This window comes from Streptomyces doebereineriae (genome assembly GCF_031845645.1).
GTDB lineage: Bacteria > Actinomycetota > Actinomycetes > Streptomycetales > Streptomycetaceae > Streptomyces > Streptomyces canus.
Map to the genome: position 1 here is coordinate 243,478 of NZ_JAVREZ010000003.1, position 14,989 is coordinate 258,466.

General features: G+C 70.4%; 15 protein-coding genes. 7 read left to right on the forward strand and 8 right to left on the reverse strand.

Annotated features, from left to right (window positions below):
• Positions 1-55: 55 nt before the first annotated feature.
• A complete protein-coding gene (locus tag RNB18_RS10675; protein ID WP_311713874.1) occupies positions 56-1,327 on the forward strand; it encodes an MFS transporter in 1,272 nt (423 codons plus the stop codon).
• Here RNB18_RS10675 and RNB18_RS10680 read toward each other — a convergent pair.
• The 7 genes from RNB18_RS10680 to RNB18_RS10710 form a co-directional block, all read right to left on the reverse strand.
• Entirely contained in the window at positions 1,317-2,417 is a 1,101-nt protein-coding gene (locus tag RNB18_RS10680; RefSeq protein WP_311713875.1) for a calcium:proton antiporter, read from the reverse strand. The genes RNB18_RS10675 and RNB18_RS10680 overlap by 11 nt on opposite strands.
• Before the next feature lie 45 nt (positions 2,418-2,462).
• Complete coding sequence (locus RNB18_RS10685; protein WP_311713876.1) at positions 2,463-2,765, reverse strand: hypothetical protein; 303 nt, start codon at positions 2,763-2,765, stop codon at positions 2,463-2,465.
• A gap of 131 nt (positions 2,766-2,896) precedes the next feature.
• Positions 2,897-3,898, reverse strand: coding sequence for a TerC/Alx family metal homeostasis membrane protein (locus RNB18_RS10690; RefSeq protein WP_311713877.1), 1,002 nt, complete (start codon positions 3,896-3,898; stop codon positions 2,897-2,899).
• A gap of 226 nt (positions 3,899-4,124) precedes the next feature.
• Entirely contained in the window at positions 4,125-6,224 is a 2,100-nt protein-coding gene (locus RNB18_RS10695) for a TerD family protein (protein ID WP_311713878.1), read from the reverse strand.
• A 52-nt stretch (positions 6,225-6,276) separates the two neighbouring features.
• Complete coding sequence (locus RNB18_RS10700) at positions 6,277-6,855, reverse strand: TerD family protein (protein WP_311713879.1); 579 nt, start codon at positions 6,853-6,855, stop codon at positions 6,277-6,279.
• A gap of 134 nt (positions 6,856-6,989) precedes the next feature.
• Positions 6,990-9,125 (reverse strand): excinuclease ABC subunit UvrB, encoded by a 2,136-nt coding sequence (gene uvrB / locus RNB18_RS10705; protein ID WP_311713880.1) that lies wholly within the window; start codon positions 9,123-9,125, stop codon positions 6,990-6,992.
• 73 nt (positions 9,126-9,198) lie between these two features.
• Positions 9,199-10,065, reverse strand: coding sequence for an MHYT domain-containing protein (locus RNB18_RS10710; protein ID WP_311713881.1), 867 nt, complete (start codon positions 10,063-10,065; stop codon positions 9,199-9,201).
• A 279-nt stretch (positions 10,066-10,344) separates the two neighbouring features.
• On the opposite strand from RNB18_RS10710, the gene RNB18_RS10715 reads away from it, so the two are divergent.
• From RNB18_RS10715 to RNB18_RS10730, 4 genes are all read left to right on the forward strand, one after another.
• Positions 10,345-11,214, forward strand: a complete 870-nt coding sequence (locus RNB18_RS10715) for a glycerophosphodiester phosphodiesterase (RefSeq protein ID WP_311713882.1) — start codon at positions 10,345-10,347, stop codon at positions 11,212-11,214.
• Positions 11,215-11,270: 56 nt separating this feature from the next.
• Positions 11,271-11,825, forward strand: coding sequence for a methylated-DNA--[protein]-cysteine S-methyltransferase (locus tag RNB18_RS10720; RefSeq protein ID WP_311713883.1), 555 nt, complete (start codon positions 11,271-11,273; stop codon positions 11,823-11,825).
• Positions 11,826-12,022: 197 nt separating this feature from the next.
• Positions 12,023-12,166, forward strand: a complete 144-nt coding sequence (locus tag RNB18_RS54080; protein ID WP_311713884.1) for a hypothetical protein — start codon at positions 12,023-12,025, stop codon at positions 12,164-12,166.
• A complete protein-coding gene (locus RNB18_RS10730; RefSeq protein ID WP_311713885.1) occupies positions 12,166-12,513 on the forward strand; it encodes a hypothetical protein in 348 nt (115 codons plus the stop codon). The genes RNB18_RS54080 and RNB18_RS10730 overlap by 1 nt, the downstream gene beginning before the upstream one ends.
• A gap of 70 nt (positions 12,514-12,583) precedes the next feature.
• On the opposite strand, the gene RNB18_RS10735 is transcribed toward RNB18_RS10730, so the two are convergent.
• On the reverse strand, positions 12,584-13,012 hold the full coding sequence (locus RNB18_RS10735) for a VOC family protein (protein ID WP_311714254.1): 429 nt from the start codon (positions 13,010-13,012) through the stop codon (positions 12,584-12,586).
• Between the two features lie 99 nt (positions 13,013-13,111).
• Between RNB18_RS10735 and RNB18_RS10740 the strand changes: the two genes are divergently transcribed.
• Positions 13,112-14,020, forward strand: a complete 909-nt coding sequence (locus tag RNB18_RS10740; RefSeq protein ID WP_311713886.1) for a pseudouridine-5'-phosphate glycosidase — start codon at positions 13,112-13,114, stop codon at positions 14,018-14,020.
• Entirely contained in the window at positions 14,017-14,955 is a 939-nt protein-coding gene (locus tag RNB18_RS10745) for a carbohydrate kinase family protein (RefSeq protein WP_311713887.1), read from the forward strand. Before RNB18_RS10740 ends, RNB18_RS10745 begins: the two co-directional genes overlap by 4 nt.
• Positions 14,956-14,989 lie beyond the last annotated feature (34 nt).

Genomic DNA, 14,989 nt, shown 5'->3' on the forward strand with positions numbered 1-14,989 from the left:
CACCGTGGGTAGTTGACGCGGCATGCACGACGTACGCACAGTAAAGGCGCCCTCCATGCCGCGGCTCGCGGCCGCCTCGCTCGCCGGGACGGCCATCGAGTTCTACGACTTCTTCGTCTACGGGACGGCCGCGGCGCTGGTCCTGGGGCCGCTGTTCTTCCCGACGTTCTCCCCGTTGGCGGGGACGCTGGCCGCCTTCGGGACGTTCGGCGTGGGGTTCGTCGCACGGCCGCTCGGGTCGGTGCTGTTCGGGCACATCGGGGACCGGCACGGACGGCGGCCGGTCCTCGTGGCCTCACTGCTGCTGACCGGCGTCGCCACGGTCGCGGTCGGCTGTGTGCCGACGTACGACACGCTCGGGGTGGCCGCGCCGGTGCTGCTTCTGGTGCTGCGTTTTCTCCAGGGGCTGGGGCTCGGCGGGGAGTGGGGCGGGGCCGTGCTGCTGACCGCGGAGCACGCGCCCGCCGAGCGGCGCGGGCTGTGGACGAGCTTCCCGCAGGTGGGGCCCGCGCTGGGCTTCCTGCTCGCCAACGGGGTGGTGCTGGCGCTGTCGACCGCGCTGTCCGAGGCGCAGTTCGCCGCGTGGGGCTGGCGAGTGCCGTTCTGGGCTGCCGGGGTGTTGGCGGCGGTGGGGCTGTGGCTGCGCTCCTCGCTCCCGGAGAGCCCCGGTTTCCTGGAGATCGACGACCACGCGCGCGTGCCGCTCGCCGAGGTGGTGCGCGACCATGGGCGGCTCGTCCTGCTGACCGCCGGGGCGCTCGCGATCGGGTACGCGATCTTCTACACCGTGACGACGTGGTCCCTCGCCTACGGGACGGAGCGGCTCGGGGTGAGCCGTGCCGTCATGCTGACCTGCATCATGGCCGCGGTGCTGGTGAAGGGCTCGCTCACGCCGGTGGCGGCGCTGCTCGGCGACCGGTACGGGCGGCGGCCGTTGTGTCTGGCCGGGTGCGCGGCGGCAGCGCTGTGGATGTTCCCGATGGTGGCATTGCTCGCGACCGGGGAGCCGCTGCTGATCTTCCTCGGATTCCTGGGCGCGATGATCGCGTTCATCACGATGTTCGCGGTGGTCGCCGCGTATCTGGCGGAGCTGTACGAGCCGCGGGTGCGCTGCACGGGTGCCGCGGTCGGCTACAACCTCGGCGGGGTCGTCGGTGGCGCGCTCACGCCGATCGTGGCGACGGCGCTGGTGGAGCACGGCGGGCGGGTGCCCTGGGGGGTGGGTGCGTATCTGACCGGGATCGCGCTGCTCAGCCTGGGGTGTTTCGCGTTGCTGCCGGAGACGCGCCCCGTGCCCGTGGCGGTGGCGGAGCTCGCTATGGATTGACCGCCAGTTCCAGGTAGGCCGCGAACAGCACCAGATGGACACCGCCCTGGAGCGGTGTGGCCCGGCCGGGAACCACCGTCAGCGAGCTCACCACCACGGTCAGGGCCAGCAGCACCATATGGGTGGAGCCCAGGCCGAGGACGAGCGGGCCGGAGAGCCAGACGGAGGCCAGAGCGACCGCGGGGATGGTCAGGCCGATGCTGGCCATGGCCGAGCCGAGAGCGAGGTTGAGGCTGGTCTGCACCCGGTCGCGGCGTGCGGAGCGCAGTGCGGCGATGGTCTCGGGGAGCAGCACCAGCAGGGCGATGATCACACCGACGACGGCTTGGGGAAGACCCGCCTTGGCGACGCCGGACTCGATGGTGGGCGACACTCCCTTGGCCAGGCCGACCACTCCGATCAGGGCCAGGCCCAGCAGGCCCAGGCTGGTCAGCGCGGCACGGGCGGTGGGCGCGTCGGCGTGGTCCTCGGTGGTGATCACCTCGCCCTGACGGGTGATCGGGAGGAAGTAGTCGCGGTGCCGTACTGTCTGGGTCGCCACGAACAGGCCGTACAGGATCAGCGAGGACAGCGCGGCGAAGGTCAGCTGGGTGGCGGAGAACTCCGGGCCCGGCTTGCTCGTCGTGAACGTCGGCAGCACCAGGCTCAGCGTGGCCAGGGTGGCGACCGTGGCGAGGGCGGCGCCGGTGCCCTCGGGGTTGAAGACCGCGGTGCCATGACGCAGTGCGGCCACGAGGAGGCTGATGCCGACGATGCCGTTGCAGGTGATCATCACGGCCGCGAAGACCGTGTCCCTGGCCAGGGTCGAGCTCTTGTCGCCGCCGTCCACCATCAGGGTGACGATCAGGGCGACCTCGATGATCGTGACGGCGACGGCGAGGACGAGGGAGCCGAACGGTTCACCGACCCGGTGGGCGATCACCTCGGCGTGATGCACGGCGGCCAGCACGGCCCCCGCGAGGACCAGGGTCACGAGCACGACGACCGCGCCGGGCAGATCGCGCCCCCAGGTGAACACCAGCAGGACGACCGCGAGCACCGGCACGGCGGACGTCCAGCTCGTGGTGAGCGTCCGGAGCCGAGCGATCATGCAGCGATCGTCGCAGAGGCCGACCGGACGCGCACTCCCCCGGGGCTACTTGAGCTCGCCCGACTCCAGGACGTCGCAGTTGGTGTAGACGCGCTCGCCGACGCTCAGCGCGGCCAGCTGCTCCGCGAGTTTGCTCGTCTCGGGGTCCTCACTGTTGCGCATGGCCTCGTCGTACGACTCGAACTCGAGCAGAGCCAGATAGTGGTTGGGCTTGTCCCGGTCCTTCAGGAGCATGCGGTGGGTCGGGCCGCCCGTCCTGCCCGCGTTGCGCTGCCCCGCCTCCTGCAGCAGCAGCTGCATCTCGTCCAGGCGCTCGGTCTCGAAGCCGATGATCTGCACGAACTTCATGGGTGTCTCCAGCCGGCCACGGCGCCCCCGGGCCGGGGAACGCGCTCTGGAACCAAACAAGCACCGGGAGCGATACCCGGCAATTCGCCGCGCTCCGCTCCCGGTGGTGGTTCTCTCTACGTCTGCCGCGGTCAGGCCTCGATGCTGTCCTTCGGAGCGCCTTCGCCCTCCGCCTGCGCCGCCTCGGCCGCCGCCTGCTTCCTGGTGGCCATCAGACTGGTGATCGTGGTGACGATCAGGACCGCGCAGATCACGCCGAGCGAGACCGGAATGCTGATCTCGGGGACGTGGACCCCGGACTCGTGCAGGGCGTGCAGCACCAGCTTGACGCCGATGAAGCCCAGGATGATCGACAGGCCGTAGCTCAGGTGGACCAGCTTCTTCAGCAGACCGCCGATGAGGAAGTACAGCTGCCGCAGACCCATCAGGGCGAACGCGTTGGCCGTGAAGACGATGTACGGGTCCTGGGTCAGGCCGAAGATCGCGGGGATCGAGTCGAGCGCGAAGAGCACGTCGGTGGTGCCGATGGCGAGCATCACGACCAGCATCGGGGTCATGACCCGCTTGCCGTTCTCCTCGATCCACAGCTTGGTGCCGTGGTAGCGGTCGGCGACGCCGAACCTGCGCTCGGCGGCCTTGAGCAGCTTGTTCTCTTCCCAGTCCTCGTCGTCCTCGTCGGCTCGGGCTTCCTGGATGAGCTTCCAGGCGGTCCAGATGAGGAAGGCGCCGAAGATGTAGAACACCCAGGCGAAGCTGGCGAGGATCGCGGCACCCGCGGCGATGAAGATGGCGCGCAGCACCAGTGCTATGAGGACACCAACGAGAAGCACCCGCTGCTGGTACTGCGAGGGCACCGCGAACTTCGCCATGATCAGGACGAAGACGAAGAGGTTGTCCACGCTCAGGGACTTCTCGGTGATGAAGCCCGCGAAGAACTCTCCGCCGGCCTGGCCGCCGCCGAAGACGAGCAGACCGAGCCCGAAGAGGCCGGCCAGGGCGATCCAGACGACCGTCCAGATGCCCGCTTCCTTGATGGACACGTCGTGCGGCTTGCGGCCGATGAAGAAGTCGACCGCGATGAGGGCCGCGAGGCCCACGATCGTCAGGACCCACAGGGTCACGGAAACATCCACAGTTCCTCCGGCAATACGTAACGGCAAGTAACCAGCGTCGTCGCGCTGCCGGAGGTCTCTTCCACCCACGGTGGGCCGACGCCCCGGGATCAGGCCTGATCCGTATTGACGGGTACGCCGCAGTCGACAGGGAGTACTCCCCTCCGTGCCACCAACCGTACCCAATCACCAAGTAAAGGTAAAGCGATTGGCAAAAGAAAGGTCAAAATCCCAGGTGGGAGTCCCTTTACGTGTACTTGGTACGAGCCTCCGCGACCTGGTTCAGGACCTGTTGGACCACCTGGCTGCCGGGTGGGACGAGCGCGGGCTCGTAGGTCCAGGCATGCCCGACCCATGGGTCGGCGAGGTGGTCGTCGGGCACCGGAGTCAGTCGCATGAGCGAGCGCCACAGGGGGTCGAGGAGGGGGCCGTAGGCGGAGGCCTCCTCACGGTCCGCGACCATCATCAGGTGGACGCCGACGGACGGTCCCTCGTCCGCGAGGTAGCGCAGCTGGGTCACGGCCCGGTCGTCGAAGCCGTGCGGGAAGTCGTTGACGATCAGGAGTTGCTCGGAGGTGTCGAGGCCGGGCGGGAGGGAGTCGGCCGCGCCGCCGCGCACCGCCATCTGCACGAGGTCAACGCGCTCGGTGAGGCGGGCCAGGACGTCCGCCACGCCCGCGGCGCCGACGGCGGGCGGGGCCGCGAGCACACCGGTCCACACCAGCGGGGCGAGCGCCTGCGCCCCCGACCCGGCCGGGTCGATGACGTGCAGGGTGTAGTCCCCGGCAGGGTGGACGGCGAGGAGCCGGGCCGCGAGCGCGACGGCCGTGTCCATGGCGAGGCGGTGCAGTTCATGGGAGTCGAGGAACGAGCCGTCGAGGGATCCGGCGGCTCCGCTGTCGATCCACAGGCCGCGCTCCAGCGGCAGCCGGATCAGCATCGGGATACGCAGTTCGGCGCACTCGGGCAGATGCAGATCACCCAGGCGCACGGCCATGGGCGCCTCGAACGGCACCCGGTAGCCGTGCCAGACGGGGTTGTCCCAGCGGGCGTACGCCAGGGGCAGGGCGGGTTCGACCACCTCGGACTCGGCGGTGAGCTGGCCGAGATCCCGGTCGTAGGCCGCGCGGGCCTGTTCGACGAGCTGGGCGTGCTTGGCACGGGCCGCCTCACGTGCGGCGTCGCCCTGCCCGCCGATTCGGTTGCGCGGGTCGGCGAGGGCGGCGTCGAGCTCCTTCTCCATGCGCGAGTCGGCGAAGTCGACGGCGCTGCGGTACGCGGCCGTGGAGCGCGCCAGGTCCTCGAACATGCCCCACACCTGGTTGTAGAGCCGCTCCTCCATGGACCAGCCGGTCGCGTCCCCGGCGACGGGCCGTGCGGGCTGCCCCGGCGGAACGGGGGGCGCGGCGGGCGGAGGCGGGGGCGGGGCTGCGTTCTGCCGTCGGGGGTGGCTGTAGTCGATCGGGCCGCCGACGGTGGGCGCGGGAGGCTGAGCGGCGGACGCGTCCGCGGGCACCTGGGTGGGTCCGGGCTGCGGCCCGCCGGTTGCCGGGGCGCCCTGCGCGCCGAACGGAGAGGCGGGCTGCGATGCACCGGAGGCCGGGCCGCCGTTCGGGGTCGTCGGCTGCGGCGGTGTGCCCGGAGGCTGTGTGCCGTACGGCGACAGCGGCTGCGGGGCTACGGCACCGGAGGCGCCCTGGGTCGCGGAAGAGCCCTGTTCCGGGCCCGGTGCCGGCGTGGCCGTCTGACGGGCGCGGTCGCCGTCTGTCGTGCGGGCCGGGGGCGTCACTGCCCGGGCCAGCCCCTGGGCCACCGCCTCCTGGATGGTGTTCGCGAGCTGGTGGGCCTGGGGAAGGCCCTGGTCGGTGAGGAGTTCGGTGAGACCGCCCGCGTAGCCCTGGCCGACGGCGCGCACCTTCCAGGCGCCCTGGCGGCGGTAGAGCTCCAGCGCGACGACCGCCGACTCGGCGTCCAGGCCGGTGACGGTATAGCTGGCGAGCTCGGTCCCATCGAGGCCCGTGACCGCGACGAAGGGAGCGGCGACGGCGCCGAAGCGCACGGGGCCGCCCGCCGAGGGCAGGGCGAGCAGCACATGGACCCGGTGAACGGCCTCGGGCAGGGCGCCGAGATCGACCGCGAGGCGGTGATCGGCGGCCGCCTGCCGGGAGACCTCGAGCCCAGGCAGGGTGGGCGCACCTGGGTGGAGGACCCACTCGACGCCGTGCACCGTGCCGTGCTCGTCCCCGAGCGTGGCTCCGGCCACGACCGGCGTACCGGCCGCGATCCGGATCTCGAGACGGGCCTGGGAGAGCGGGTGGTTCTGCCCCCGCACCAGCTCGGCCGTCATCGCCTTCTCCCCCTGTGTCGTGGTGTCGGTCGGGTGCCGCTCGGCGGGCCGGTTACAGGTGCGGCAGGATCGCCGGCATCAGGTCCTGGAAGGTGCGGCCGTTGGCCGGGGTGCCGAGGGCCGTCATGGTCCAGCCCGGGCCCGTCCGGTGCACCTTCGCCATGATCTGGGCGGTGTAGGCGCCGCCGCCGGCGAGCGTGTAGCGGGCCAGCTCGTCACCGTTGGTCTCGTCGACCAGTCGGCAGAAGGCGTTCTGCACCTCCTGGAAGGTCTGGCCCGTGAAGGAGTTCACGGTGAAGACGATCTGGTCGATGTGAACGGGGACGCGGGCCAGGTCGACGAGGATCGCCTCGTCGTCCCCGCCCTGGCCGACGCCGCCGACGAGGTTGTCACCGGTGTGCTTGACCGAGCCGTCGTCGCTCACCAAGTGGCGGAAGAAGACGACGTCGACGGGCTGCTTGTCCGCGAACAGGACGGCGGAGGCGTCGAGGTCGACCTCCCGCGTGCGCGTGCCGAACAGGCCGCGCCGGGGTGCCGCCTGCCAGCCGAGGCCCATGCGCACCGCGGTCAGGCTGCCTCCGTCGTTCTTTTGCAGACTGATGGCCTGACCCTTGGTCATGTTGACGGTCACGCGCCGAACCCCTCTCGCTGCTGTCCCCTGTTACCGCGGTGCCCGCGGTTGTCCAGAACCCTACGCAGGGGCACCGACGGTGACGCACCCCGGAGCGCACTTTGTGTCGGTCTTGCAACACAGCGCGATGGGGGTCAGGCCAGGCCGGCCTCCTTCATCTGCCGGAGCTCCTTCTTCATCTCGGAGACCTCGTCGCGCAGCCGGGCCGCGATCTCGAACTGAAGGTCGGCGGCGGCGGCACGCATGCGTGCCGTCATCTCCTCGATCTGCTCGGCGAGCTGGGCCGCGGGGCGGTCGGTCGGGACGGTTTCCTTGGTCTTGCCCTTGGCGGCCTTGGTGCCGGCCGCCGCCTTGCCGAGGGCGGGCACGGGGGCCTTGGCTGCCTTGCCGTCCTTGCCCTGGCGGTAGCCGGAGCCGAGCAGCTGCTCGGTGTCGATGTCCTCGCGGGCGATCTGCGCGACGATGTCGTTGATCTTCTTGCGCAGCGGCTGGGGGTCGATGCCCCGCTCCGTGTTGTACGCGACCTGCTTCTCCCGGCGCCGGTTGGTCTCCTCGATGGCCTTCTCCATCGCCGGGGTGATCTTGTCGGCGTACATGTGGACCTGGCCGGAGACATTGCGCGCGGCGCGGCCGATGGTCTGGATCAGGGAGGTGCCGGAGCGCAGGAAGCCCTCCTTGTCGGCGTCGAGGATGGCCACCAGGGACACCTCGGGCAGGTCGAGGCCCTCACGCAGGAGGTTGATGCCGACGAGGACGTCGAACTCGCCGGAGCGCAGCTCACGCAGCAGCTCCACGCGGCGCAGGGTGTCGACGTCGCTGTGCAGATAGCGGACCTGGATGCCGAGCTCCAGGAAGTAGTCGGTGAGGTCCTCGGCCATCTTCTTGGTGAGCGTGGTGACCAGGACGCGCTCGTCCTTCTCGGTCCGGGTGCGGATCTCATGCACCAGGTCGTCGATCTGGCCCTCGGTGGGCTTGACGACGACTTCGGGGTCGATGAGGCCGGTGGGCCGGATGATCTGCTCGACGAAGCCGTCCCCGCGCGAGAGCTCGTACTTGCCCGGCGTCGCCGACAGATAGACGGTCTGGCCGATGCGCTCCGTGAACTCCTCCCACTTGAGGGGGCGGTTGTCCAGGGCGGAGGGGAGCCGGAAGCCGTGGTCGACGAGGGTGCGCTTGCGGGAGGCGTCGCCCTCGTACATCGCGCCGATCTGGGGCACGGTCACATGCGACTCGTCGATGACGAGGAGGAAGTCGTCCGGGAAGTAGTCGATCAGGGTGTGCGGCGGGGAACCGGGCGAGCGGCCGTCGAAGTGCATCGAGTAGTTCTCGACGCCCGAGCAGGAGCCGATCTGGCGCAGCATCTCCAGGTCGTACGTCGTGCGCATCCTCAGGCGCTGGGCCTCCAGCAGCTTGCCCTGCTTCTCGAGCTCGGCCAGGCGCTCCCCGAGTTCCTTCTCGATGTCGTTGACGGCCCGCTCCATGCGCTCGGGTCCCGCGACGTAGTGCGAGGCAGGGAAGACGTACAGATGGTCGTCGTCACTGATGATCTCGCCGGTGAGCGGGTGGAGCGTGGACAGTGCCTCGATCTCGTCGCCGAACATCTCGATGCGGACGGCGAGTTCCTCGTAGACCGGGAAGATCTCGATGGTGTCGCCGCGCACCCGGAAGGTGCCCCGGGTGAAGGCCAGGTCGTTGCGCGTGTACTGGATGTCGACGAAGCGGCGCAGCAACTGGTCACGGTCGATCTCGTCGCCGACCTTGAGCGCGACCATGCGGTCCACGTACTCCTGCGGGGTACCGAGGCCGTAGATGCAGGAGACCGAGGCGACCACGATGACGTCCCGGCGGGTGAGCAGCGAGTTGGTCGCGGAGTGGCGCAGGCGCTCCACCTCCTCGTTGATCGAGGAGTCCTTCTCGATATAGGTGTCCGACTGCGGGACGTAGGCCTCGGGCTGGTAGTAGTCGTAGTACGAGACGAAGTACTCGACGGCGTTGTTCGGCAGCAGCTCGCGGAATTCGTTCGCCAGCTGGGCTGCCAGCGTCTTGTTCGGGGCCATCACGAGGGTGGGGCGCTGGAGCTTCTCGATCATCCACGCGGTGGTGGCGGACTTTCCGGTGCCGGTCGCGCCGAGCAGGACGACGTCCTTCTCACCTGCCTCGATGCGCTTGGCCAGCTCGGCGATGGCCGCGGGCTGATCGCCGCTGGGCTGGTAGGGGCTGACGACCTCGAAGGGCGCCACCGTACGTTCGATGTGAGAAACGGGCCGCATGGAGTCCACCGTACGACTCCCCACTGACAACGCGTCCCGATCAGGGGCTTCGGGCGGAGGAGGGGCCGGTGGGTCAGCGGTTCTGGGGGGTGCGGGAGTCGCCGTGCGCCAGGTTCCGGCGGGGGCGGAGCGAGGGACGGCGGTCGGCCGGGTGGTGGACGAGTTCGCGCGCGGGGACGCCGGGCTTGTTCTCGGCGGGCGACCACACGGGTTTGCCCATGACCATCAGCGGATCGAACATCACGACGACACCCGCGATCAGCAGGAAGGCGAGCGGCCCGATCATCATGGGCGCGAGCAGAGAGGGCGAGTCACCGGCGACGGGGGCGGACGTGCGGTGCACATGGACGCTGAGGGCGGCCATGCCGGTGTAGTGCATGCCCGTGACGGCGAGGCCCATGACCAGGCTCGCGCCCACGCTCCACAGGAATCCCCTGACCTGCCCGGCGGCCCAGAGGGCGGCGGTGGCGGCGACGACGGCTATGACCACGGAGATGGCGACGGTGACGGTGTTGTACTCCAGCTGCCCGTTCAGGCGCATCCCCGCCATGCCCAGGTAGTGCATCGAGGCGATGCCCAGGCCGGTGACGGCACCGCCGGTCATCAGGGGTGTTCCGGTCGCGCCCCGGTAGCCGACGATGAAGACCCCGACGCCCACCATGACGATGGCGACGCCCAGGCTCGCGAAGGTGATGGCCCTGTCGTAGTGGATGGGTGCCTGTTCGACCTTGAATCCCATCATCGCGACGAAGTGCATGGTCCAGATGCCGGAGCCGATCGCCGCCGAGCCGAGGGCCAGCCAGCCGGGTCGCCAGGACCGGCTGACCAGCATGGATCTGGTGGTGCAACGCAGGCCGAGGGCGCCGCCGAGGCAAGCCATGAGGTAGGCCACCAGCGGTGTGACGAGTCCGTAGCTGAATCCGTCGACCGTGCCTTGCATGCGCGGCTACCTTCCGCCCTCTTACGTCCTGGAATTCCCTGAAATGTGCCTCTTCCCGGCACCGCCCGAGCGGTCGGGGTCGAGGCAGAGAGTATGACTCCCACCGGAATGGTCGAACGATTTTCCGGCAAAGAAACACGCCCTTGCCCCAGTTGTGCGGCACTGGTGAGCGGACTTGGGACACGACCATTCAGGATGTGGCCATTCTGTACCCCACTGCCGTTGACCCGGTGCTGTCACAGTTGTGCTGTACGTGATTGCTCGACGCGAGGAGTACGTATGCACGCGCGCGCTGCGACCGCCATGACCACCGCGTTCCTGGGGACCGCCGCCCTCCTGCTTCCCGCAACCGACGTCCGAGCCGTCGAGGACGGCACACCGCCCGCGATCATCGCCCACCGGGGCGCCTCCGCCTACGCCCCCGAGAACACCCTGGCCGCCGTCGACAAGGCCGCACGGCTCGGCGCCGTCTGGGTCGAGAACGACGTCCAGCGCACCAGGGACGGCAAACTCGTCGTCCTCCACGACGACAGCCTCCGGCGCACCACCGACGTGGCGCGGGTGTTCCCCGGTCGGGCGCCCTGGAAGGTGAAGGACTTCACCGCCGCCGAAATCGCGCGTCTGGACGCGGGAAGCTGGTTCGGCGCCGCCTACGCGGGCGCGCGCGTGCCGACGCTCAAGCAGTATGTGCACCGCGTCGATCTTCACCATCAGAAGCTGCTCCTCGAACTCAAGAACCCCGAGCTGTACCCGGGCATCGAGCAAGAGACGCTCAAGCTCCTCAGCAACGAGGGGTGGCTCGACCGGAAGCACCGGAGCAGGCTGGTCGTGCAGAGCTTCAGCGCGGCCAGTCTGCGGACCGTCCACGATCTCAAGCCCGCTGTGAAGACCGGCTTCCTCGGAAGGCCGCACGTGGCGGACCTGCACGCTTACGCGGTCTTCGCCGACCAGATCAACCCGTCGTACGCCGCCCTCTCCAGGGCGTACGTCTCCGCAGTCCAGGCTTTCACGGGTCCGCACGGCAGGCCGCTCGAGGTCTCCACCTGGACCGTCAACACCGCGGACGCGGCGCGGCTGGTCGCCGGGTACGGCGTCGACGGCATCATCACCAACAAGCCGGACGTGGTGCGGGACGCTCTGCGCGAGTAGCGGCCTGTTCGCTCGGGCCGCCGGGTGTTGTCAGTGCCGGCTCGTACGGTGGACTCATGAACAGCCAAGGGCAGGACGAGCAGCGGGTCGTGTGGACCGTCGTCGGCACGGGCATCGGGCCGCTGCTACTGGCCGCGACCGACGAGGGCCTGGTCAACGTGGTCTTCCACGCCACCGAGCCGGTCCGCGACAAAGCGCTGGAGCGACTCGCGTCCCGGCTGGGTAGCGAGCCCGTCGAGGCGCCCGGCTCCGCGCTGCTGGCCGAGGCGATACGCCAGGTCGAGGCGTACTTCGCGGGCGAGCGGCGCGACTTCGAGCTGTCCCTGGACTGGTCTCTGATCTCGGGCTTCAACCGGCAGGTGCTCCGCGAGCTGGCCTCCGGTGTGCGGTACGGCCAGGTCGTCGGGTACGGCGATCTGGCCGGACGGGTCGGCCAGCCGGGTGCCGCGCAGGCCGTGGGGGTGGCCATGGGCTCCAATCCGCTGCCGGTCGTCGTGCCCTGCCATCGGGTCGTGGAGAGCGACGGCGGCATCGGCGGGTTCGGCGGCGGTCTGGAGACCAAGCGGAAGCTGCTCGCGCTGGAGGGCGTGCTGCCCGAGCCCCTGTTCTGACGCGCGACCGGCATCCCTTCGTGACGGACCGCGCGCGACGGCCGGCCGGAAGGCCGACCCGCTAGCAGACTCCGCCATGCGCACAGCCACTGGAATCCGAGGCTCGGAGCCGAAGGGACGGCGATCAGACATGAGCGGAAACAGGGCAGTCGCGTATCTCAAGCCTGGCGCGGAGCTTCGGCTGCGAGACCGTCGACGTGTCGCAGGGCAGCGTGGAGGACCAGATCGCGCAGATACTCGGGGAGCCCGAGGTGGACGCCGCGGTCGACGCGGTCGGCTTCGAGGCCCGAGCCCACGGCAAGGACGCCCCGGAGGCACCGCGACGGTCCTCAACTCGCTGATGGGCATCACACGCGCGGGCGGTGCGCTGGGTGTCCCGGGCCTGTATGTCACCGATGACCCCGGTGGGGTCGACGACGACGCCAGGAGCGGGACGCTGAAGGTACGGCTCGGGCTCGGCTGTGCCAAGAGCCACCGTTTCACCACCGGACAGTGCCCGGTGATGAAGTACCACCGGAGTTTGATGATGGCGATCCTGCACGGCCGTGTGCACATCGCCAAGGCGGTCAACGCGACGGTCATCGGGCTGGACGACGCACCGCGCGGCTACGCCGAGTTCGACCAGGGCGCCAGCCGTAAATACGTGCTCGACCCGCACGGAGCGCTGACCGGCGTAATGCCGGTCTGACATCTCGCGGGAGGGAGCCGCACGCGCGTGGCGTGCGGCCTCCTCACGCGTCAGTCCGCGTCAGTCCGCGTCAGTCGTAGTGGCGCGCCTCGAAGACGTTCCCGTCCGGGTCGCGGAAGTAGAAGCTGCGTCGGGCCATTCCGCGGGCGCCGAAGGAGTCGTGCGAGAGCTCCGAGACGGGCACGGACCCTTCCTCGAGGCGGGCGCGGAGTGTCTCGAAATCGTCGGCGGGCAGGGCCAGGCAGACATGATTGACGGGGTGTCCCGCGCTCTCGGCAGCGCCAGGGACCATTTTCATGTGGTCCGCCATGGTCAGCGGCATGAGGTCGAAGATGGTCTCGTCGTTGAGCCGTACGGAGGGGAAGGACACCGCCCCCGCGGCGAAGTCGGTGAGCCTCACGGGTTCCATGCCCAGGGTCTTCTCATAGAAGTCGGCCGAGGCAACCGGGTCACGGACCCAGAGGACGACATGGTCGAGTCGTGTCGAGTTGTCCTTCATGCACTCCAGGCTGGTGTCGTCCTCCACAGCTCGCAAGGGTTTGACCGGACGTGCCGCCCGCCAGAGATGAGGGAAGACCGAACGACAGGAGGCAGGCCCGTGGTGCTGGTGGTGTCCGAAGAGGTGCGCGAGGCGATCGACGCGCGTCGACCCGTGGTGGCCCTGGAGTCCACGATCATCGCGCACGGGCTGCCGCGTCCGCGCAATCTGCAGGTGGCGCTGGAGCTGGAGGACGTCGTACGGCGGCAGGGAGCCGTACCGGCGACGATCGCCGTACTGGACGGGCGGCCCCAGGTCGGCCTGGACAAGGAGCAGTTGGAGCGGGTCGCCAACGAGGACGGGATCCGCAAGCTGGGTCACCGTGATCTGCCGCTCGCGGTGGCCGCGGGGGTGAGCGGGGCGACCACCGTGTCGGCGACGGCGCAGCTGGCGGCCCTGGCCGGGGTGGAGGTGTTCGCGACGGGCGGGCTCGGCGGGGTGCACCGGGAGTGGACGACGACCCAGGACGAGTCGGCCGACCTCGGCCTGCTGGCGCGCACATCGATCACCGTGGTGTGCGCGGGCGTGAAGTCCATCCTGGACGTGCCCGCGACGCTCCAGCGACTGGAGACGCTGGGGGTCGCGGTCGCCGGGTACGGGACGGACCGTTTCCCCGGCTTCTATCTGTCCGACTCCGGTTACCCCGTGGAGTGGCGGCTGGACTCCCCGCAGCAGGTCGCGGAGGTCATGCGGGCGCGGGAAGCGCTGGGCGCGCCCGGCTCCGCGCTGATCGTCGCCAATCCCGTCCCCGAGGAGGAGCAGCTGGACCCCGACCTGCACGCGCGCGTGCTCGCGGCGGCGCTGCAGGCGTGCGAGGAGGCCGGGGTCACCGGTCAAGGGGTCACGCCGTTTCTGCTGGACTACCTGGTGCGGCACACCGACGGCGCCTCGCTGAGCGCCAACCTGGCGGCGGTGCGCGGCAACGTGCGGCTGGCGGGGCGGATCGCGGCGGCCCGGGCCGGGGCGTGACGACGGACGGGCTCGGTACCGCCGCGGCCGGCCCAGGTGGCGCCCTGCTGGTCGTCGGGGACGTCATCACGGACGTCGTCGCCCGGCACCGGGGGCCGCTCGCCGCGGGCACGGACACCGCCGCCGCGATCCGTACGGTGCCGGGCGGGGCAGGGGCCAACGTGGCCTGCTGGGCCGCCCGCCGGGGCGGTGCGGAGGTACGGCTGCTGGGGCGGGTGGGCGCGGACGCGGCCGCGTGGCACGAGCGGAAGCTGGCCGAGTGCGGGGTACGGCCACGGCTCGTCGTCGATCCGGAGGCTCCGACCGGGACGGTGATCTGCCTCGTGGACACGGGTGAGGCCGCCGAGCGGACGTTCCTCACGGACAGCGGCGCCTCGCTGCGGCTCGAGCCGGACGACTGGTCGGACGCGCTGCTCGACGGTGTGGCATGGCTGCACCTGTCGGGCTATCTGCTGTTCTCGGAGCCGAGCCGGGCACTGGTGGCGGTGGCCCTGGAGTCGGCACGCGCGCGTGGTGTTCCGGTGAGCCTTGACCCGGCGTCGGCTGGCTTCCTCCGGGAGCTGGGGGTGGACCGCTGCCTCTCGCTGGTCCAGGGGGTGGACGTCCTGCTGCCGAGCCGGGACGAGGCGTGCCTGCTCACCGGGCTGCCCGACGCGGCGGACGCGGCGGCCAAGCTGAGCCGCCACGTCCCGCTGGTGGTCGTCAAGCAGGGAGCGGAGGGTGCGGTGATCGCCCGCTCCGGCACCGTGTACGCCCACGTGCCTGCCGTAGCGGCGACGCCCCGGGACACGACCGGGGCGGGCGACGCCTTCACGGGTGGGTTCCTCGCGGCCCTGCTGGTGGGCGCCGCACCCGAGGACGCGGCGGCGGACGGATGCCGGGCTGGTGCGCTGGCGGTGGAGCGGGTGGGCGGGAGACCTCCGATGCCGGACTGACGACCGACAGCCCGGCGCCCCGGCTGCCGCTCCC